Origin of the sequence: Paenibacillus suaedae (genome assembly GCF_032337355.1) — a bacterium.
Lineage (GTDB): Bacteria > Bacillota > Bacilli > Paenibacillales > Paenibacillaceae > Paenibacillus_B > Paenibacillus_B suaedae.
Genome location: NZ_JAVYAA010000002.1, coordinates 544,865 through 565,524, shown reverse-complemented (window position 1 = coordinate 565,524; position 20,660 = coordinate 544,865). Strand labels below are relative to the sequence as shown.

Sequence of the window (20,660 nt, the reverse complement as noted above, 5' to 3'; positions counted from 1 at the left end):
CTGTCGGTATATGCCGACTGCTGAATTAGGGTGGTACCACGACAACGCATTCGTCCCTTATGGGATGGGTGCGTTGTTTTATTATGGAGAGAAGAAGAGGGGGATTGAGATGAAACAGAGTGAATTGTTCCTATCTACGATGCGGGATATGCCTTCAGATGCGGAGACTGCCAGTCATCGGCTGCTGCTGAGAGGCGGTTACATGCGGCAAGTTGCGGCGGGCGTATACTCGTATTTGCCGCTTGGATGGAAGGTGCTTCGGAATTTACAGGAGCTGATTCGAGAAGAGATGGAGCGGGCAGGTGCTCAGGAGATGCTCATGCCAGCGATGCAGCCTGCAGAACTGTGGCGGCAATCGGAACGGTATGAGGTATATGGTGAAGAGCTAATGCGGCTGTGTGATCGCCATGAACGTGAGTTCGTACTCGGCCCGACACATGAAGAAGTCGTTACGGCACTGGTGCGAGATGAAGTCAATTCGTATAAGAGACTGCCGCTTACACTGTATCAAATTCAGACGAAATATCGTGACGAACGACGGCCTAGACATGGCTTATTACGATGCAGGGAATTCATCATGAAGGATGCTTACTCCTTCCATCTGGATGCAGATTCGCTTCAAGCTCAATATGATCGAATGGTTGACGCATACCATCGGGTGATGCAGCGTCTGAATCTAACGTATTGTGCAGTGGAGGCAGATGCAGGAGCGATTGGCGGAAGCGGACGAACACATGAATTTATGGCACTGACCAATATTGGTGAAGATACGATTGTGTCATGTGGGCATTGCGGATACGCCGCGAACCTTGAGAAGGCTGTTAGTCAGTCTGACTCTGCATCTGCGGCGAATATCGAAGCTCCCGATTCGGTCGAAGCTGGACATACGAAGGATGTCGACACGAAGGCTGTCCAAATTGAGGAAGCACGTTTAACAGGAGAGGCATCGACAGCAAATATGCCTGCACGTATCCATACCCCTGGGGTGAAGACAATTGATGAGTTGACAGCCTATTTGCAAGTGGAACCGTCCCAAACGATAAAGACATTGTTATATGTGGCAGATGGTGAGCCAGTTGCAGTGCTCGTTCGCGGGGATCATGAAGTAAATGAAACGAAAGTCATGCGAGCATTGACAGCCAATCAGCTGGAACTCGCAGATGCCGAGACGGTAATGCGATTAACAGGCGCTCCCACAGGATTTGCAGGGCCAGTTGGTTTGACGATCAAGTGCATAGTCGATAAGGATGCGGCTCATGTGGAAGACGCGATTGTGGGAGCGAATGAGCAGGATTACCATCTGATGCATGTGATGGCTGGGAGAGATTATGAACTCACTATGGTAGGCGATTATCGGAATATCGTGGAGGGAGAACGGTGCGTACATTGTGGTCATGTACTGTCGTTCCATCTTGGAATTGAGCTAGGACATGTCTTCGAGCTCGGAACGAAGTATACGGATAAGCTGGGCGCACAGGTGATGAACAAGTCGGGTCAAATGCAGACACTTCTGATGGGTTGCTATGGTATTGGCGTTTCCCGCATGATGAGCGCAATGGTGGAGCAGATGCAGCATGAACGAGGGCTGCGCTGGCCGGTGTCTATCGCGCCATACTTGGTGCATGTCATTCCAGTATCAATGAAGGATGCGGCACAAGCTGAAGCAGCATTGAGATTGGCTGAGGATATGAGCAGCTTCGGTGCGACTGTGCTGTGGGATGATCGCGATGAGCGGTTCGGTGTGAAACTGGCCGATGCGGATCTAATTGGCTGTCCAATTCGTATCGTTATCGGCAAGCATATTGCGGAAGGGAAGGTAGAACTTGTACATCCAGACGCCAGCACATCAGCTCTGGTAACGATGGAGCAGGCGGTTCATACGGTGAGAATGTATGCAAATCGGTCATGATCGGACGGTATGAGACATAAGGTGGAAGTGTGTGACATTCGAACAGAATGGAGGTCGTATGCTATGAATGCTTCGAAGCCATCATCCGATCAGTCGCTTCCGTCTCAAACCGAGCCGCAAGTTATATATCAAGCGGATGGCTCTCACTTGCAGTGCTTGCGAGATACTCGTGAAAAGTTGCATCATATATGCCATTCGTATATGAATCGACCCGTCCGTATTCAGACAATAGACGGATTTATCTGTGATGGTGTTATTGTAAATGTGGATCGGGGAATTGTGTACGTACAGACGCAGCAGCCGGTTATGCAGCGAGGATTATACAATGCTTACATGTATAATAACGTTATCTTGCCGCTGGTGCTGTATGAATTATTGGTCATTACGCTGATGGTTACATAAGTCCACTTGCGCTTAACAGGCTGTCTGCATCCGTGAACAATTACAATTAGCCCTTGCTGTCGAAGCAAGGGCTGTTCGTGTATGGAAAGATAAAAACCGTGAATAGAGGTTGTAAATATTGGTTTAGTACTGTATAGTACTAATTATGAATGAGAGAAAACGAATACCACCATTATCGAATCGAGATCGAGTCATTGGCACGGCTGCAGCGCTATTTTTGCGCCAAGGGTATGCCTATACGAGCATGGATGAGATTATGCATGCGAGCAATGTGTCTAAGTCGAACATCTATTACCATTTCAAAAGCAAGGAGGAACTACTTGGTTCAGTGCTCGTCTATTGGATGGGACAATATGAACAGCTGTTAGGAAGCCTGCTTGAACGAACCGATCTAACCGTAGAGGAGCGAGTGGTGGCATTCGTGGATGCTGTTTCGCAGCAGCATGAGCAGTGTGATGTTCAAGTGGGATGCCCCTTCATGTCGTTGTTCATGCAGAGTCCGCTTGATGCGATCCAGGTTCGGCAGCAGATCGGACAATTCTTCGCTCAGCAGCTGCCTCTGTTCGAGCGGATGTTCGAGCAGGCAAGAGCAAGCGGAGAGATTGCAAGCCATCATCATCCGTATGGATTGGCAGTTGTACTGCTATCCGCGATAGAAGGGGCACTGCTGCTAGGTGATACAGAACCAAGCCTGCCGCGTGTCCGGCATACGGTTGCACATTTTTTTCAACTGCTTCGCTGAGGCGAGGCTTTTTTTTGACGTGAATTAGAACTGAGTAGTACTAATTATCAGAGGGGGCAATAACATGATGTACAACAAGGAAACGATCTTGATTACGGGGGCAACGGGGTTTATTGGGAGAGAGGTAATTCGGCAGTTGAAGGATGGTGATGAAAGGCTGCTTCTTCTCGTACGTTCCGCGACACGAGCAGAGAAGCTATTCCAGCAGTACTCAGAATCGGTAAGAAGCCGTATTGTGTTCATCGAGGGGGATTTGGAGCAGGAATGTCTGGGATTGAAGAAGGAGGATTGGCAATTAGCGAGGCAATCTGATGTATTGATCCATGCCGGTGGAGCGATGCAGATTACTCAATCAAGTTCAACAGCAGAGCGAACCTTCCTTCACGGTGCTCAGGCAATAAGTCGGTTAGCGGAAGAGATTCATGGTAGCAAGGGACTTCGACGCTTCATTCATGTAGTTGGCTATATGAGCCCCTTTCAACAAGACACGAATGTTAGCGGGCTTTCCATTGATGATGTGAGTCGGTTCGTGCCGCCCGATGCTGCCCCTTACGAACGTATGAAGTTCATGGCGGATCTGTGGATTCGTCAAGAGGCTGCTCGCGTTGGCTATTCGCTATCTGTTGTCAATCCTAGCACCGTTATTGGTGCTAGGCCAACTGGAAGTACGCCGCAGCTGGATGGCCTTGGGATCTTAGTGAAGGCGGTTCGCAGCAGATTGATGCCGGTCGTTCCAGGAGGGAAGCATTATTGGCTGCCTCTTGTAACGAATGACGAGGTCGCAGAAACTATTGTGTTGCTGGCTAGGGATCAGGCGAATTCAACTCATCAATCAGCAACATATAACCTTGTTGGTGATAAGGCCGAACAACCAAATATGAAGGAGCTATTACACGAAATTGCTCGGCAGCTTCATGTAGGAGCGCCAGTGATGTCTATGCCAACCCGATTGCTATTGGCCGTGATGAGATATGGTGGGGAGAAACTAACAGGCATTCCGACGCAATCATTGGCGTTCGTAACAGATCGCAGCTTCAATAATGATTCGGCGAAGCAACTGCTGCGTCAGAGCTCGATGCGTCTGGGCTCGAATCGTACACCGCTGGATTGCAGAGACATATTACCGTTTGCTATTGCAGATATGGATTATCGTCTCACATTTCCGGAAGACAAAGGGGAGAGAAGCTTCGCCAGAGGTCGCTTCGGTTCGATGGCTGCGTGGATAAGGGAAGGATGCGGAGTGCCGATTGTACTGCTGCATGGCTGGCTTAGTCAAGCAGACGATCTGCTTCCGTTGGCAGCTGAACTGTATCAGCGAACGGGCCGTCCACTAATTGTTCCTGACTTGCCGGGGTTCGGTCGCTCACCTTCAATTGGTGGGGATGACCGAAATCTGGCTGCGGGCATTGTGGACAGCGTTGCGGCGGCCATTCAGCTTCAAGAGCCCGTAACCCTGATTGGTCATTCTTATGGTGCGTGGGTAGCGAATGAATGTGCCATTCGGTTACATGGCAGTGTGGAGGAGCTGATTATGCTGCAGCCTGTGCTGCAGCGGCCGCGTGGTGCTGTAAGGGCGTTTATCAGCCGCGGACGCACACTTGCAGCTTTTATGCTGAAGCACATGCCTGCTTCGTTAATGAATAAGGCAATGCTACGCGAGGGAGTGTTCGAACATGCATCATCAATTCCACACGGGTATGTGTCAAGAATGAAGGCTAGTTTTCGTTCTCCTCGGATTGCTAATGCGAATGCTTCTATCATGCAAGCCATCTATCATCAATTGCCGAAAACGATGACTTCGGTCAAAGAAGTAAAGCTGGCTAGTTCGCTCGTAGGAATCGTATGGGGGGAGAAGGAGAGGCTGCATCAGCTGCCTGTCTTACTCGAGGGAGATGAGCGTCTAGTTCGCTTGCCGTACGGGCATCATTTTCCCTTATCGCATTCAGAAGCAACTGCGTCGACTATCGCTGCGGTGCTGGGCGAAAAAACAACAACAGAGCAGAATATTTAGGCGTGATCCATTTTATTAGCCACCTACCTTGTCTTGAAGCTGGATGGATTCGTGTATACAATAAGGGAGTGTGAGTGCCGTCTAGCAGAATGGAGGGATTGAGGATGGCATTCGGAGCCAGAGTGCTGAAGACAGGGATTGCGGTTACGCTAGCGTTGTTCATTAGTCAAATATTCCAGTTCAAAACCCCGGTCATCGCCGCCGTTGCCGCGATATTTGCGATGCAGCCTTCGATTTATCGTTCATGGAGGTATTTTCTTGAACAGCTCCAGACGAATACATTGGGCGCTGCAATCGCCTTATTGGCAGGGATGTATTTCTCGCATGAGCCGATTGCCGTCGGTATTGTATGTGTACTGGTCATTATGATTTGTCTGAAAATGAAAATGGAAGAGACAGTAGGGTTGACGCTCGTGACCGTCATTGCCGTTATGGAAGCATCAGGTCAATGGGATTTCTCCCTGCTTCGCTTCGCGCAGATATTGATCGGGATTGGTTCTGCTTGTCTTATTAATATTTTGTTCTTCCCGCCGAATCCGAAGGCACAGTTCATTACGTTGATTGAATCATGCTTTAGTCGAATGTCGCTGCTGCTGAGAACCGTCATCTCGGATGAAATGAAGGAATCCGTGTTCCAGGAAGAGAAGCAAAGTCTGGTGGATTCATTGAAGGTACTCGCCGATAAGTATAAGCTGTTCGAAGAAGAGACGAAGAAGCTGAAGCGAGCGAAGTATAGCCGCTCACGCGAGTTGGTTGTATATAAGCAGCTGCTGCATACGCTCCGCAGCGGAATTGAGGTGCTGGAAGCTATCGATGAACATTACTTCCAAGCAGCCCGTGAGCCGGAGACGAATCAAATGTTCGATCAACACTTGGAAATGCTGATTAAATGTCATGAGCATGTACTGTTGAAGTTCGAAGACAAGGTAAAGCCGAACAGCTTGGAACTGGATAAGATGGAGGAAGATAATGAGCAGTTCATGCAGATCACGATGAAGCTATGTTCCCAAGATGGCAGTGAGATGCTAAGGTTGTCCATTGTTGCCGCGGCTATGTATGAATACGGCTTTCAAATTGCAAGATTGGATCGCCTTGTCGGCCACGTCGAGAAAGATTCAGATGCGTAGCGGCAGATGGTGTGCAGCGTATTGAATCTTTTCGCACCGCGCGTGCTCCCAGCACGCGGTGTTCCGCTGCATGACGGCGGTCGGTCAACCACAAGGTTCACAGGAGTAGCAGAATAAATAACCGATGATCGTACCAAGGGGGAAGACGGCTGATGACAGCTGTCTTCTTTCTTTTTTCATCAGCAGGATCCAATAAAGCTGTACTCCCATGCTTTTGTGCTGCGCGAATGAATTTCACGCAGGACAGCTTGGATATACAGATGTGAGACACAAGGGTGGAACAGGCGATCGATTTTAGGAAAGCTTAGGAAAGAATTCGTTGGAAATTCATAATTTTAGGCATTGAACTGATGGCAAGAGCGATATATGTAAGGAGAAGGGTTGACTCTTTCATTCAGATTGGAGTGAAGTGTAGTGGAATCGGTTCATTTGGAGCATGAGGTGCTAAATAGTTTCCAAACTTGGAGAGGATGGGTAATCGAAGTTTTGAATAAGGTAGACGTGGAAATTGTCGATACGATCCCAGCAGGGTGCAATAACTCTATCCGTTGGCATGCGGGTCACCTTGCTGTGGCATGGGATCAAGGAATTTTCCAGAATGTCTTTAAGGAAAAGCACTTGCCTGAACATTATGTGGGCTATTTCGCCAATGGAACAAGTCCTTCGCAATGGAATGGGGATGCTCCTGCACTGGCGGAGATCATCACCCATTTGGAGGCACAGCGTCATATGATCGGTGAGCGAATTGTGGGAAACTGGGATCTCGACTTGGTCAATCCTTTTCTTCAATTTACGAAGGCTAGCCAAATGTTCTTCTTCTTGTTAAGTCATGAAGCCATGCATTTCGGCCAGATTAGGTCATTTATCAAGACGCTTGAAGCATCCCAGCCGAATCCAATCTAAGTACTTCGTCGATAAAAGCATATACCGATGGGCAATGTCATTATGCATGTCAGAAAGGGATCAAAGAAAAAAGAGCCGTGTATCGGCTCTTTTGACAATAAACCTGTCAAATAGGAAGATGCGTAGTTAGGTAGTTAGGTGATTCCGATTGTAATGTTATTTGCGCTTTGTTTTTGGACGAACGCCGCGAGTGCCAACAGTACGCTTGCCATTTTTCACGCTTCTGATTTCTACAGGGCCTATAACTTCCTCTCTTTCGACAACCGTGAATACATGCTTAGGGATCGGGCAGCAATGATGACGGTTGATCACTTCGATCGGATGAATGATAGGCAGTATTTGAGGATGGAAGAAATCACGAATTACTGGTCTTGGCGGACATACGATTGGTTCTGCTGGCGGGCAGAACGGACGAGGACATGTCATGAATAACAACTCCTTCTGTTAAGATGGTACATTATATTGGGGAACTTGGAATTGAGTCTGTACACCTGTACTGTCTCGTGAGAAAAATGCACAAATATGGGTGGGAGACCAGCAGTGCATTTGTGCATGTCGGCTCGCTTTGAGCGTGTTATTGAACAGCGGGTAAACGTGCAAATGTGCATAGATCGAGCGGAGAAAGGGTATCTTTACCTCTATATTCGTTACGAGGTGAGACTGATGCCCAAGAGGCTTATTAATGGAATTCATCTGCACTACCATACGTATGGCACAGGTACACCCATATTGTTTATTCATCCGCCACTGTTGACCTCGGCCAACTTTCGATATCAAGCGGCGCAATTATCGTCTACTCATCAAGTCATCACCTTCGATATTCGCGGCCATGGGGAGAGTGATGCTTCCAAGGAACCCATTACGTATCCGCTCATTGTCCAAGATATGGTGAAGCTGCTTGACGAGCTTGGCATTAAGCAGACCTATATTTGTGGATACTCGACTGGCGGAGCCGTAGCGCTTCAGGCGCTATTATCACATCCGCATCGATTCAAGGGCGGCATTCTTGTGAGTACGATGGCGGAAGCAAGCGATTACTGGCTAAGAGGAAGAATTGCGCTTGCGATCGCACTGACGGCGATGAGGGCCAAGTCATTGCTTGCGTGGGCTATTTCGTTTGGAAATGCAGATAGTCGGACGACTTACCGGAACTTGAAACGGACGGCGATGCGTGGGGATGTATCGAATTGGAAGCAATATTATCAAGCGTCATTGAAGCATCGCTGCACAGAGCAGTTGAAGAGCATTCAGGCGCCTATGCTGCTGATTTATGGCGAGAAGGACAAAGGTTTCCATCGTTATGCGGTCAAGCTCCAGCGATATTTGTCGCATTATCATTTGTATTGGCTGAAGGGGGCCAAGCACCAAATTCCGACGAAGCAAGCGCGTAAGATGAACGGGATTATTGCACGGTGGGTGCGGAATCAAGAGCTGGCATCGGAAGTGAAGGAGGAGCTTCTTGCGAAGCGGACTGTGAAATCAATGCCGAAGCAGGAGGATACGAGTACTCAGTCTGAATGGGATGGAGCCGCAAGCGAGGCGATCTCTGCAATTGCGGTGGAACCGCCCTGGTACATGGAGGAAGAAGACTTACGTACAGCTGATGCACTGCATGTTCTAACTGCAGCGGAAGCAGGTGAAGTAGATGATCATCATGCGGATGAGCTGCATTGATCGGCGAGCTTAAGTTGGAGATCGAGCAATGGGAAATAGAAGTGAGATATGGACTGCGACTGGATCATGGCTTATACAAATAAATGTTGGAGAAGACGCGCAGCTGTGCTTGGGGCATTGGCGCGTCTTTTTTGCTGCATATGGAAGGTCAGAGCACGAGAAAAGGATGAATGGCAGATAGGCACATTCCTTCAATAATAGATTTCTTTTAATAGTTATTCCAAGTATAGTGACTTGAAGGTATAATTTATGGAAATATGCAGCAGTACTATGTTTCTATTACTCCATGAAATCAGGTGACGACTATGATTGCAGTGAAGAAGGTACGATGTGAGAACAAAGAGAATCCCATTGGGATTGGACTAGGATTGGTGTCGATAAGCTGGCAGTTAGATTCAGATCGTAGAAAGGTGCTGCAGGCTGCTTATCATATTCAGGTCGCGTTGGATGATAGTTTTGCAGTTATTTTGCTGGATACAGGGAAGGTAGAGTCTGAACAGTGTCTGTGTATTCCATTAGAAGAACTGCAGCTAGAGCCAGTGACACGTTACTATTACCGGGTAAGCGTGTGGGATCAATATGGTGAATCATCAGCTTGGTCTGATTTGGCTTATTGGGAGACAGGATTGGAAGCTGAAGAAGGCTGGGTTGCCGACTGGATTGCGTCTCCACAGGAACAGACGCAGGTAATGTCATTTGAGAAAGATATTGCTGTTCATAAGCCGATACGGCAGGCACGTCTCTATATAAGTAGTCTAGGAGTATATGAAGCTTCATTAAATGGGGAGCGTATCGGAGACAGCTACTTCACGCCAGGCTGGACAAGCTACGATCGTCATTTGCAATATCAGACCTATGAAGTGACGCAGCAGTTGGGGCAAAATAATAGATTGCACGTACTGATCGGCAATGGTTGGTACAAAGGGCGACTCACGGTGCGCAGCGGCCGCAACAATTATGGGGAACGGCGGGCATTGATCGCACAGCTTCATATTTGGTACGAGGATGGAACTGAAGAAATCATTGTTACGGATGAGAGCTGGACAGTTGCGGAATCACCGATATTGATGTCGGAAATCTATGATGGGGAAGTATATGATGCGCGACTAGAACAGCAGGTTCATCGATCCTCTGCGTGTGTAGAAGTAATTGACCATGCCAAACACATATTAACGCCCCAAGTGAATGAGCCGATTCGCGTCACGAAACGGCTGAAGCCTGTTACAATCACGAAGCTGCCGAACCATGAATGGTTAATTGATATGGGTCAGAATATGGTGGGTTGGGTTCGTTTCACAGTTCGCCATGTTTATGCTGGCGCTCGCATTGTACTACAGCATGCTGAGATATTGGACAACAACGGAGTATTCTATACAGGCAATCTTCGGAAGGCGAGACAACAGATCGTCTATATCGCCAAGGGGGTAGAGGAGGAAACCTTTGAGCCGCATTTTACGTATCAAGGCTTTCGTTATGTGAAGGTCAGCGGCTTGTTCCAGCCTCCGAAGCTTGAGGATTTCGAAGGGGTGGTGCTGCATTCGGATATGCCTGTGGCCACTGCTTTCGAGACATCGAATCCGCTGCTGAATCAGCTCCATCATAATGTGGAATGGTCGCAGCGGGGAAACTTCTTCGATGTGCCAACAGACTGCCCGCAGCGGGATGATCGGCTTGGCTGGACGGGGGATGCTCAAGTCTTCATCGGTACAGGCGCACATCTGATGGATGTTAAATTGTTCTTTGCGAAATGGTTTAAGGATGTTCGTCTGGAGCAGCGTGAGAATGGCGCCGTTCCGGTTACGATACCGGATATTTTCAGCAAGTGGGAGGATTTCGATTGGGATACTTCAGCTGGCTGGGGAGATGCCGTAGTTATTATTCCATGGGTGCACTATTTGCACTATGGAGACAAGTCCGTACTGAAGCAGAACTATCATAGTATGAAAAGGTATATCGACTACATACGCGAGCAAGGAGACAACGAGTATATATGGGATACCGGCTATCATTTGGGAGATTGGCTTGCACTGGATGCGAAGCCCGATACTTATGATGGCGCCACGGATAAGAGTTTTATCGCGACTGCTTACTATGCATATTCGACCTCCTTGGTGCAGCGGATTGCGGTTATTCTGGGCGAGGTGGAGGATGCTCAGTACTATAGGAGCTTGCACGGGTATATTCTTCAAGCGCTTCAGGATGAGTTCATCACGCCGAATGGCAGACTGGCGTCTGATACGCAGACCGCACATGTACTGGTATTGATGTTCAATCTAGCTGGTGAGCACGTAAAGGAACGCGCTGTGAAACGCTTGGTGGAATTGTTGAAGCTAGAGAGGGATCATTTGACGACCGGATTTCTAGGGACACCGTACTTGAACCTCGTCTTGAGTCAATGGGGACATCAAGAGCTTGCGTGCAAGCTCTTATTCCAAGAGGATTATCCGTCATGGTTCTATCAGGTTAAGAAAGGCGCAACCACCATATGGGAGCATTGGGACGGCATTAAGGAGGATGGCTCGCTATGGAATGACAGTATGAATTCCTACAACCATTACGCCTACGGTTCCATTATCGAGTGGGTGTACCGCTATGTCGTCGGCTTGGAAATCGATGAGGAGCAGCCTGCGTATAAGCATTTCTTTTTGCAGCCGCATTTTGGTTATGGCCTAGATTGGCTGCGAGTGAAGCGGGAGACAGCATACGGTGAGATTGCAATCGAGTGGAAGCTGGAGGATGGTATGGTCGAACTGACAGTGAGCATTCCAGCCAATACGACTGCGACACTGCGAATCGACAACCAGATCTGGGAGCCTGTTGAAGAATATGAAACGACGCTCGGTTCAGGGACGCATCGGTTGCAGTACCGTCATCTAGATGACCGGATTTGATCGAGGAAGTTATGTATATTGGGGGTAGGTGGATGTGCCCTTTTGTTCTGTGAGGATTATATTTCCAATAAGAGGTTTCGAAGTTATACTTAGAAGAAGGAAATTCTTGAAGTCCTATTATTGAGGTGAATCTGAGATGTCAGTAGTCAAAGTTGAGTTGAATCAGAAAATAATTTTAAAACACCTGATGACATTGTTTCTTCATGACTTATCGGAATTTAACGAAGAACAGGAATTTAATCAAGAGAGTGGTTTATTTGAATTTGATGCTTTTGAATGGTTTTTTGAGAAGGAAGGTTTATTTCCATTTTTTATTAAGCATGAGGATGATATTATCGGTTTCATTTTACTTCAAAGCTCTCCATATACGAATCCAGAACGATATGATTATTTGATTAATTCGTTTTTCATTTTAAAGAAATATCGTAGGAAAGGCTTAGGGAAACAGGCTGTTCAAGATTTATTTCAACAATGTCCTGGAAGGTATGCAATAGGCCAACTATCTAATAATATTCCCGCAATTCAATTTTGGAGAAAAATTTATGAATATATGAATGTCGAATTTCAAGAAAAAGAAGAGATGGAAGAAGGTCTTAAGATAAGATATCAATATTTTGAGATCTGATTTTGTAAAAAAGATTATTACGAATATCAGGAAGGCATAGATGCCAAAAGGTTATAAGAAATCATCGTAAATAAATTTCAACAGAAGAGATGTTACTACTCATTATATATAGTTATGGATAAGTGTTTGTAATATCTGCATTAATTAATCCTAAGAGGTGATGATATTATGCGAATAAGAAAAGCAACGATAAACGATGCAGAAGGAATTGCAAAAGTTCATGTGGATAGTTGGAGAACAACTTACAAAGGTATTATCCCAGATGAGTTCTTGTCTAAATTATCATATATAAAAAGAACTGATTTATGGATCAAAAATATTGAAAAAGAAGATAATTTTGTAGTTCTAGCAGAGAACCCAGAAGGAGAAATTATTGGATTTGCAGCTTGTGGTAAGAGAGAAACAAATACAGTTCCTAATGCAGGTAACTTAACATCTATATACATACTTAAGGAATATCACGGAAGAAGTTTAGGAAAAGAACTACTCAGACAACTGTTTCTACAGTTTAAATTTTTAGGATATCACAACATTTATGTTGATGTTCTAGAAGATAACAAGACCCGTTATTTTTATGAACATTATGGTGCTAAATTATGTGATTCAACTCAGATAATAATTGGGGGAAAAGTTCTGAATGAATTAATTTATGAATGGGATAACATTGACGAGGTTATAGCGAAGTTATAACCTTACTACACTTAAAAACAACAATTAATAATTTGTATTTCAATGGAGTCGATGACTTCACTTAACACCGTATTCACGCTGCAAACCTTTCGCTCCTTGGTCTGCAAGAGAGGATTCGAAGAAGTGGATCAGCAGACAATCCTGAGAGGCTAAGTTTTCGACCCAGCTGCTGTCGCTCCTTTATCGTGAAAACTGAGGACGTTAGACGGAAATACTGTAGTGAATTAAATAAGAAAACAAAAGGATTAAACCATGAAAAACTCAATAAATAAATATCTATATTATTTGGGATCAGGCTTATTCGTATGTTTTGTTGTTTATATGATCGCAACTTATTCCTTTCAAAAGACTCAATATACACTTTTTGTCTATGAGTATCCAGCAAGTAATAGCAATAAGGTTAAAGGGTTGGAAGATCCAGGAAATAGAATAAGTGTCTACAGTTTCGGAGTACCAGGTATCGGAATCCCAGATAAGAGAATAAACGTAATAAGCACACCATTATATGTATTAATAAAACAAGAGAATCAAGAAATTGAATATGTAACTGACAATGTTAAGAAATTAAATGAGTATCTAAAGGAAGAAATAAAATAACTTGTAAGTGGATTTCGAAGAAGTCAGCAACTTCACCTAACACTGTATTTACACTTCGGGGCTTACGCCCATTGATTCGCTCAAGGAAATTCCGAGAAGTTGGATCAGGCGGACACATCCTCACCGACAAACCGCATCGCGCCCAGGGACTTTGTCGTCTCAAGTCGGTGGGGTCGTGAATACAAGAACGTTATAAGTAATTGCCTAATGCAAAGCATGATAAAAGAAGAAAGGAACATAAACGTATGTGGGTTCCTTATGAGACATTAAGAAAACATCCTCCAGATTTTCTTGTTAAGTATCGATTTTTTATACCTGAAGAAGGTGGAAGACAAAATCTTCCTTATCAAGGTTATCGAAGTGATTTTGCTATAGAATCGGATTTTATGAATAATACAATAGATTTAAGGGTGATACACCCTGAATTTGAAGATGAGTTTGGAAATCTTATTATGGACGAATCAAAGCAAGTAAATATAAGTGGAACAGCAAGGATGTGGATTCTATTTCCTAGTTCTAGAGCACGTCATAGAAAAACATTAGAAGTAGGAATGAAGGGATATTTTATGGAAGGACCTAAAAAGGTAGCAGAAGCAGAAATAGTTCAAATCATCGGACTACTAACAAATTCTTGTATTGAAGATCATTGAATTTTGGAAGCTTGATTTACGAACACATCTGACTTCATCGGACGTCCTGAATACAGGAACGTTAGTATGAATTGGGGGGGATATGCAATTAAGATCCCATTGAATAGTCTAAAAGCAATTATTATTCCCATTGTTCTATTAGGGGGAATATATCTCTGGTTTGTTGATTCGGACAATGTCACAAAGGAGATTCAAATAAAACAAATCGCAAGTACTGAGATGTCCAAGGCGGTATATACAAAAGAAGGATCTGGTGCATTCATCAATTGGGTAGATATTAAATTAGGGCAAGACGAAGTTGAAAATATTGCAAACTGGATTAATTCCGTACCTGAATCAGAAATTATAGAGTTGAACCAAATACCTTCAAATAAAAGCATTAATGCAGGGATTGTGTTTAAATTAAAGATCAATAAAGAGATACGAATTCAATACGATCTTGAAAAGATATATATAACGAGAACAGATCTGAAAAAAAGCCACGTTGTTTATGCAATCAATCAGGAAGAGTTGAAAAATTTTTTTGATACACAGCTTAAGGGTTTTTATTTTGGGGAAGACAAAGTAAAGGATTTCTGAAAGAATATCACCCAATAGAGAACTTTTTATTTGAGAGGTAAAGAATGAACAAAAAACTAAGTAGAGATGAATTGATTATTCTCGTAAGAAAAATTATGAATTGTGAAGGATCAGAGCACGAAATAGATGAGATGATGAATTTACTTGAAAGTAATGTGCCAGATCCTCATGTCTCAGATTTAATATTTTGGAGTGATATCGAATATAGCCCAGAAGAGATAGTCGATAAAGCAATGAGGTACAAACCTATTATTTTGTAAAGTATATATTATTTTGCGATACTAGAAGTAATTGATGGCTATAGTAACATAAGTTTCGAAATAGATTTGATTGATAAAGATACCAAAGCTCAATAAGAGAGGGTATCGAACTGCATGATAAATATATGGAAATGACTTAACGGGGTATCTTACACATTTCGTGATTTCTTAAATGAGCCAGCGTTTGTATTTGAAGAAACAACATGTATTATTTGGACTCAATATGAGAAAGAACAGTGGTTGGGTAGTAAGGATTATAGTGAAGAATATTGTGGCTTATTACAGATCTTGTTAGGTTGGGCCGAATATTTATGCAGCGGCTCCTAACGGAGCCTTGGTCTGCAGAACTGGATTTCGGAGAGGTTTTCGGCAGGCAACCCCGTCGGGGTTCATGAATACAGAGACGTTAGACGAAACCACTGCAAAGAGTTTATTAAAACCAAAAATAGAGGTGATTTTTGTGCTTGTGATCCGAGGGACTAAAAAATTATTACAAGACTTGAAAATTGAAAGAACAATAACAAAAATAGACAGTTCTGATTCTTTTTTTAGCTGGCATGCGAATGTAGTTGTAGTAAATAGGAGAAAGCACCTTATCTTTATGAATGATTTATCAAGACTTAGTTTGACGATAGTAGGAGTAAGGAGTACTCAATATAAAAACCTAAAAAATATCTTTTTGAAAGAATTAACCGACTATTTAATTAGTGAAAACCTTGATGAGGCAAGAATAAATCAATATATAAATGATTGTGCAGATATTATATTTACAACCACAAATAACAGAAGTGTAATAAGCACAATGAATGACGTAGTGTTAATAATGCAGAATATAAGTTTCGATTTTGCAAATTATATTGAGCTAAATAAATGGAATAATGATAGTTTTTATAAACCGATTAATTACTCCAAGCCAATAGAAGTATTTAAACAAGAGATCGAAAATCGATATTCGAGGGAATGATAGAGTTGGATTGGTTTTTTATTTCCAATATAGGAACACTTGTACGCAGATGTGAAAAAAGGTAAAATATAACTACAGTTGAATCTTAGGTGGGCGTGGCTTTACTTCGGATAATTGTGGGCTAAAATATGTACCAATCCAGGTACACGGAGGGGAAATATGCTATACGGACAACGAGTAACATTAAGGCCTGTTGTTGAAGAGGATTGGGAACAACGATATGCATGGCTGTCTGATCCTGTAGTTAACCGAACGTTACCATCAGGGAGTGGTATGCCCCTAACACCTGAAGTGGTCAGAGAACGAACACGGAGGTTCACACAAACAGATCTATCCGCTGTCTATTTTACCATAATAAAGAAAGACTGCATCGCGATTGGCAGTACCCAATTGTTTAACATCCATCCTTGGTCCAAGCATGCTGAATTTGGTATTTGGATTGGGGACAAAACGGTATGGGGGCAAGGTTACGCTACAGAAGTGACAGGTGTTCTCCTGGGTTTTGCGTTCGAGCGTTTAAACCTTCATAAGGTGTATTTGACGGTAGATGCTGATAATCCTGGTGCTATTCGGACTTATGAAAAGGCTGGTTTCAAGAAGGATGGCATACTAAGAGACGAAGTCTATAAAAATGGCCAATATGTAGATCGTATAATGATGAGTATTTTGAAGCATGAATATTTAAAGCTATCTAATTGTTCCAAGTAACAAAGCGTTCAGGATACTTAAAAAGGATATACAGGAATATGAATTATAATGAGTAGAATAAAAGCAATCATTATTCCCATTTTTCTATGAGTTGTAATATATCTCTACTAAAAAAAGCCAAGTTTTTTATTGAAAGAATATCACCCACATCATATAGCACTGTATTCACATTGCAGGGCTATCGCCCTTCGGTTATCAGATGTATAATCATGGAAGTCGGTCAGACAACAAACGCCCCACCCTAAGATATGAGCTTTCTAGGGCTGGGGCGTTTCGTGAATACAAAACGTTAGATAAAACCACATTTTAGGAGTGAAGAGGATGAGCGATGCTTTTCTAACAAAATTAGAACACATGCAAATTCCAGTCAAAGACTTGGATGAATCAATTGAGTGGTATGTATCGCACCTTGGATTCAAATTATCAGGGAAATCTAAAGAGCATCATCATGCCTTTTTAACATTGCAAGAAGGGCCAATGTTAATGTTGTGGGAAACCAATGAGATAACAAGTGCTAACTTCATATTTAATGGACAAGAGATGCCTGTATTGCTCTACAACACCAAGCAAATTCATCAGTTCCATGATTATCTGAAAGAAATTGGAGCTGAAATTACTTTTTATAAAGATGAAGGATTCGGATGGGTTCTTAAATTCGTAGATCTCAATGGGAACATGTGGGGAGCAATTCAATTAAATGAATAGCAAATGAAATTGAAAGCGGAGTCTGAGTGGGGTCGTCTAACACAATATTCATGCTTTTGACCATTCGCCCCTTGGTTCACCCGGAGTTAGATGCGGATTCGGATGTAGTTGGCAAGGAAGCGTAATTAGCGGCACCTTTCGCTCCACCTAACCGCATCGCGGTTAAGGTGAAGGAACGTCGTGAATACAACGTTATCTGAAAGCCCCAAGAGCGAATTGCTAACGAAAGGAGATTCATATGAAACAAACTAGAATTATTCTTTCTATAGTTTCAATATTCTTAGGAATCATTATTATTTCAATTTCAAAGATTGTTGAAGAATTCGTAATCAAACTCGGTCGAGTTGCATACCAAGCAGCAGCCGCAGGATCATACAATCCGCAAGACTATGAAATAAATCTAACTATCAATTATTGGTTAGGATTTTTTTGTATTATTGTTGGATTAATATTTCTTTTTAAGGAATCAATCTAGAAATATTTTAATAAAGTTCGAGAGTCTTCGGAGCCGTAAGGTAGTGAGGCGTCGTGAATACAAGAACGTTATCTGAAATCTGTTAATTCCAATTTAAGCAATTCAAGGATGGAGATATCAATTGAAAGAAGTATATCAAACTATTGTAATCGAAGAAGTAAGTAAAGACACACAAGAAGATGCTAAACGTATTGTTTTAGCTGGACTAAGGGAGAGGTTTGGAGCGTTGGATGAATCATTAAATCAAGATCTCAATGAAATCGTCCTTAATTATAGTAGTAGGGGAAATCACTTTTTGGTTGGCAGAATAAATACAAAAGTTATTTGCACTGGTGCATTAATTCGTGAAGAGGTTGATACAGGGAGAATTGTTAGAATGTCGGTACAAAAAGAATATCGAAGACATGGATTAGCTCAAAAAATGTTAAAAGAGCTTGAAAGAAGAGCACAAGCTAAAGGATTCAAGAGAATTGTGTTAGAAACGACAAATTCCTGGCACGATGCAATTTCTTTTTATAAGAAAAATGAGTATAAAGAATTTGATAGAAATGAATATGACGTACATATGATAAAAAAATTATTTTAATAGTATTTGGGAGGGAGATAATAATGATTTTTGAAATGACTACTCAATTTCGGGTATCAAATATCGAAGAAGGACAGATGTGGTATGAAACACTCTTACATAGAAAGCCTGATTTTATTCCACATGAAGGGTTTGCGGAGTGGGAACTGATTCCCGGATGTTGGCTGCAGATTGCAGAAGGAACACCTACTGAAGGTAATGGGCCATTACGTTTGGGAACAACGAATATTGAAGCTGAAAAAGATAGACTTGCTGAAGTGTTAGAAATAGATGATTTTGAAATTTACTCAAGATCAGAGGTTCCAGTCAAATGGGGAACCTTTACAGATCCTTGGGGAAATCGCCTTGGATTTTTTGAGTACTTGGATAAGAATGAAGAACGAGAACGTATAAAGATGATCATTGGAACGAAAGATTCTTAATCAAAGAATATGGGACAGTGACGTCTCTTGGTTGTTAGATGTATAATCATGGAAGAGCTCAGACGACAAACGCCCTAGCCTAAGATAAGAGCTATCTAAGGCTGGGGTGTTTTCGTGAATACAAGAACGGTAGATAGCTGAATGCGGCGTAAAATCGAAAGGAGGAATAAGTCGTGAAGGATACGAAGGTTTATAAAGAAGTAAATAATTGTTCTATAAGTGCAGATATTTATTATCAGGGTAGAAATTCTCCTGTGATCTTGTATATCCATGGAGGAGCGTTAATTTTTGGAGCAAGATCATGGTTATCCTCCGATCAGATTGAATATTTCAGACGATCTGGCTTTAGTATAGTCAGCGTTGATTACCGACTTGCTCCTGAAACTGGGTTTGAGGAGATCATAGAAGACATAAAAGACGCAATTAATTGGGTAAGAACGAAAGCAATCGAATGGTTTGATTTCGATGTAAGTAATATTGCAGTTATGGGTAGCTCAGCTGGTGGCTATCTTAGTTTATTAATTGGAACAATGGATATTAGACCTAAAGTGATTGTTTCACTTTATGGTTATGGGGATGTTCTTGGGGAATGGCTTTCTAAACCGAGTGAATACTACTGTCAGAAACCGACTATAAATAAGGAGACAGCTTGTCAGCATGTCGGGGATCGTGTAGTTACGAATGGCCAATGGGAACGATTTAATTATTATTTATATTGCCGACAGCATGGTGTCTGGTTAAAAGAAGTAACGGGAATCAACAATGAACATGATCATACTAAATTAATTCAATATAACCCAATCAATAATATAACGGTAGATTTTCCCCCAACATTATTGCTTCATGGTGATCAAGATACAGATGTTCCCTACGAACAATCAGTATTAATGCACAAGAAGTTAAAGGAAAAGGGAGTAGCTACAAAGTTAATAACTATAAAAGGAGCGGATCATGTTTTTGATCAGAACTTTAGTGACCTACAAGTTCAAAGCGCCTTTGAAAATGTGATTGATTTTTTAAGAACACATCTTTGTAAATGAGGTATCCTATGAGGCATCAATTAAAAGGCATTGTATTTGATATGGATAATACGATTTTAAGCTCAAAAATTGACTTCCAAGCCATGAAGTATGAAACCTATCAATTTCTCGTATCGAAAGAGATCCTACCCGCTGGATATAATCTTGATTACCATACAACATCAACAATTGTTGAGGAAGCAATACAAACGAATCGAATGACTGAAGAGTTACTGAAAGAAATGTGGGATATTGCGAAGAAGCATGAAGTGTGTGGAATGCAGGGGGCAGATTTGGAGCCCGGTGCAGTGGAGATCCTTAATAAACTTCAAGGTAGATATCACCTTGCAATTGTAACAAATAATTCTGTTGAAGCTGCAGAAATCGCATTAAGAGATAATGGTATTTATGAATATTTTGATTTCATTATTGGTAGGGAGTTAATGAAATCATTGAAGCCTTCACCGGATGGATATTTGCGAGTGTTGGATGAATTTAAGAACTCAGCGAATGAATGGCTCTCTATAGGCGATTCATGGATAGATGGTATGGCATCTATTAGCGCAGGGATAAGGTTTATAGCTTATCGATCCGATAAAGAAATGTTGAAGCAGATGAAGGTGAACCCGACTGCAGAACTGTCCGATCTCTTGGAATTGATGAGTCTGATTGAGCAAATCGAAGAAGGCTCAGTGTGAAAACTTGTGCAAGAGCTACTAAA

23 protein-coding genes are annotated in these 20,660 nt (G+C 42.8%); 22 read left to right on the top strand and 1 reads right to left on the bottom strand.

The features are described 5' to 3' along the window. Positions 1-109: 109 nt before the first annotated feature. The 6 genes from RQP50_RS10280 to RQP50_RS10255 all read left to right on the top strand — a co-directional run bounded on the left by RQP50_RS10280 (position 110) and on the right by RQP50_RS10255 (position 7,094). Positions 110-1,909, top strand: coding sequence for a proline--tRNA ligase (locus RQP50_RS10280; protein ID WP_315745747.1), 1,800 nt, complete (start codon positions 110-112; stop codon positions 1,907-1,909). A gap of 63 nt (positions 1,910-1,972) precedes the next feature. Next, entirely contained in the window at positions 1,973-2,311 is a 339-nt protein-coding gene (locus tag RQP50_RS10275; protein ID WP_021254933.1) for a hypothetical protein, read from the top strand. Positions 2,312-2,456: 145 nt separating this feature from the next. Continuing rightward, a complete protein-coding gene (locus RQP50_RS10270; protein WP_315745319.1) occupies positions 2,457-3,053 on the top strand; it encodes a TetR/AcrR family transcriptional regulator in 597 nt (198 codons plus the stop codon). 64 nt (positions 3,054-3,117) lie between these two features. Continuing rightward, positions 3,118-5,064: an alpha/beta fold hydrolase gene (locus RQP50_RS10265; RefSeq protein WP_315745317.1), complete on the top strand. Its 1,947-nt coding sequence runs from the start codon at positions 3,118-3,120 to the stop codon at positions 5,062-5,064. Positions 5,065-5,168: 104 nt separating this feature from the next. Then, the gene (locus tag RQP50_RS10260; protein WP_315745316.1) at positions 5,169-6,191 is read left to right on the top strand and encodes an FUSC family protein; all 1,023 of its coding nucleotides are present in this window, start codon (positions 5,169-5,171) and stop codon (positions 6,189-6,191) included. Between the two features lie 414 nt (positions 6,192-6,605). Continuing rightward, positions 6,606-7,094, top strand: a complete 489-nt coding sequence (locus RQP50_RS10255; protein ID WP_315745314.1) for a DinB family protein — start codon at positions 6,606-6,608, stop codon at positions 7,092-7,094. A gap of 156 nt (positions 7,095-7,250) precedes the next feature. Here the strand turns inward: RQP50_RS10255 and RQP50_RS10250 are convergent, their stop codons facing one another. After that, on the bottom strand, positions 7,251-7,520 hold the full coding sequence (locus tag RQP50_RS10250; RefSeq protein WP_315745312.1) for a hypothetical protein: 270 nt from the start codon (positions 7,518-7,520) through the stop codon (positions 7,251-7,253). 237 nt (positions 7,521-7,757) lie between these two features. Here RQP50_RS10250 and RQP50_RS10245 point away from each other — a divergent pair, with 237 nt between their 5' ends. The 16 genes from RQP50_RS10245 (at position 7,758) to RQP50_RS10170 (ending at position 20,637) form a co-directional block, all read left to right on the top strand. Continuing rightward, positions 7,758-8,768, top strand: coding sequence for an alpha/beta fold hydrolase (locus RQP50_RS10245; protein WP_315745310.1), 1,011 nt, complete (start codon positions 7,758-7,760; stop codon positions 8,766-8,768). 305 nt (positions 8,769-9,073) lie between these two features. After that, complete coding sequence (locus tag RQP50_RS10240) at positions 9,074-11,659, top strand: alpha-L-rhamnosidase (RefSeq protein WP_315745308.1); 2,586 nt, start codon at positions 9,074-9,076, stop codon at positions 11,657-11,659. A 136-nt stretch (positions 11,660-11,795) separates the two neighbouring features. Beyond that, the gene (locus tag RQP50_RS10235; RefSeq protein ID WP_315745306.1) at positions 11,796-12,284 is read left to right on the top strand and encodes a GNAT family N-acetyltransferase; all 489 of its coding nucleotides are present in this window, start codon (positions 11,796-11,798) and stop codon (positions 12,282-12,284) included. Between the two features lie 168 nt (positions 12,285-12,452). After that, positions 12,453-12,974, top strand: a complete 522-nt coding sequence (locus tag RQP50_RS10230; protein ID WP_315745304.1) for a GNAT family N-acetyltransferase — start codon at positions 12,453-12,455, stop codon at positions 12,972-12,974. Between the two features lie 252 nt (positions 12,975-13,226). Then, entirely contained in the window at positions 13,227-13,571 is a 345-nt protein-coding gene (locus RQP50_RS10225) for a hypothetical protein (RefSeq protein ID WP_315745303.1), read from the top strand. A 245-nt stretch (positions 13,572-13,816) separates the two neighbouring features. Beyond that, complete coding sequence (locus RQP50_RS10220; protein WP_315745301.1) at positions 13,817-14,221, top strand: hypothetical protein; 405 nt, start codon at positions 13,817-13,819, stop codon at positions 14,219-14,221. A 66-nt stretch (positions 14,222-14,287) separates the two neighbouring features. Then, positions 14,288-14,800 (top strand): hypothetical protein, encoded by a 513-nt coding sequence (locus RQP50_RS10215; protein ID WP_315745299.1) that lies wholly within the window; start codon positions 14,288-14,290, stop codon positions 14,798-14,800. Positions 14,801-14,844: 44 nt separating this feature from the next. Further along, complete coding sequence (locus RQP50_RS10210) at positions 14,845-15,060, top strand: hypothetical protein (protein WP_315745297.1); 216 nt, start codon at positions 14,845-14,847, stop codon at positions 15,058-15,060. A 391-nt stretch (positions 15,061-15,451) separates the two neighbouring features. Continuing rightward, entirely contained in the window at positions 15,452-16,024 is a 573-nt protein-coding gene (locus RQP50_RS10205) for a DUF6933 domain-containing protein (protein ID WP_315745295.1), read from the top strand. Between the two features lie 159 nt (positions 16,025-16,183). Next, the gene (locus RQP50_RS10200) at positions 16,184-16,732 is read left to right on the top strand and encodes a GNAT family N-acetyltransferase (RefSeq protein ID WP_315745293.1); all 549 of its coding nucleotides are present in this window, start codon (positions 16,184-16,186) and stop codon (positions 16,730-16,732) included. 321 nt (positions 16,733-17,053) lie between these two features. Beyond that, positions 17,054-17,437: a VOC family protein gene (locus RQP50_RS10195; protein WP_072728694.1), complete on the top strand. Its 384-nt coding sequence runs from the start codon at positions 17,054-17,056 to the stop codon at positions 17,435-17,437. A gap of 238 nt (positions 17,438-17,675) precedes the next feature. Continuing rightward, positions 17,676-17,912 (top strand): hypothetical protein, encoded by a 237-nt coding sequence (locus tag RQP50_RS10190; RefSeq protein WP_315745292.1) that lies wholly within the window; start codon positions 17,676-17,678, stop codon positions 17,910-17,912. A gap of 121 nt (positions 17,913-18,033) precedes the next feature. Beyond that, positions 18,034-18,498 (top strand): GNAT family N-acetyltransferase, encoded by a 465-nt coding sequence (locus tag RQP50_RS10185; RefSeq protein ID WP_315745290.1) that lies wholly within the window; start codon positions 18,034-18,036, stop codon positions 18,496-18,498. A gap of 23 nt (positions 18,499-18,521) precedes the next feature. Next, positions 18,522-18,920 carry a VOC family protein gene (locus tag RQP50_RS10180; protein WP_315745288.1) on the top strand — a complete coding sequence of 133 codons (399 nt, stop codon included), beginning with the start codon at positions 18,522-18,524 and terminating at the stop codon, positions 18,918-18,920. A 173-nt stretch (positions 18,921-19,093) separates the two neighbouring features. Then, on the top strand, positions 19,094-19,960 hold the full coding sequence (locus RQP50_RS10175; RefSeq protein WP_315745286.1) for an alpha/beta hydrolase: 867 nt from the start codon (positions 19,094-19,096) through the stop codon (positions 19,958-19,960). 8 nt (positions 19,961-19,968) lie between these two features. Then, a complete protein-coding gene (locus tag RQP50_RS10170; RefSeq protein ID WP_315745284.1) occupies positions 19,969-20,637 on the top strand; it encodes an HAD family hydrolase in 669 nt (222 codons plus the stop codon). Positions 20,638-20,660: the final 23 nt, after the last annotated feature.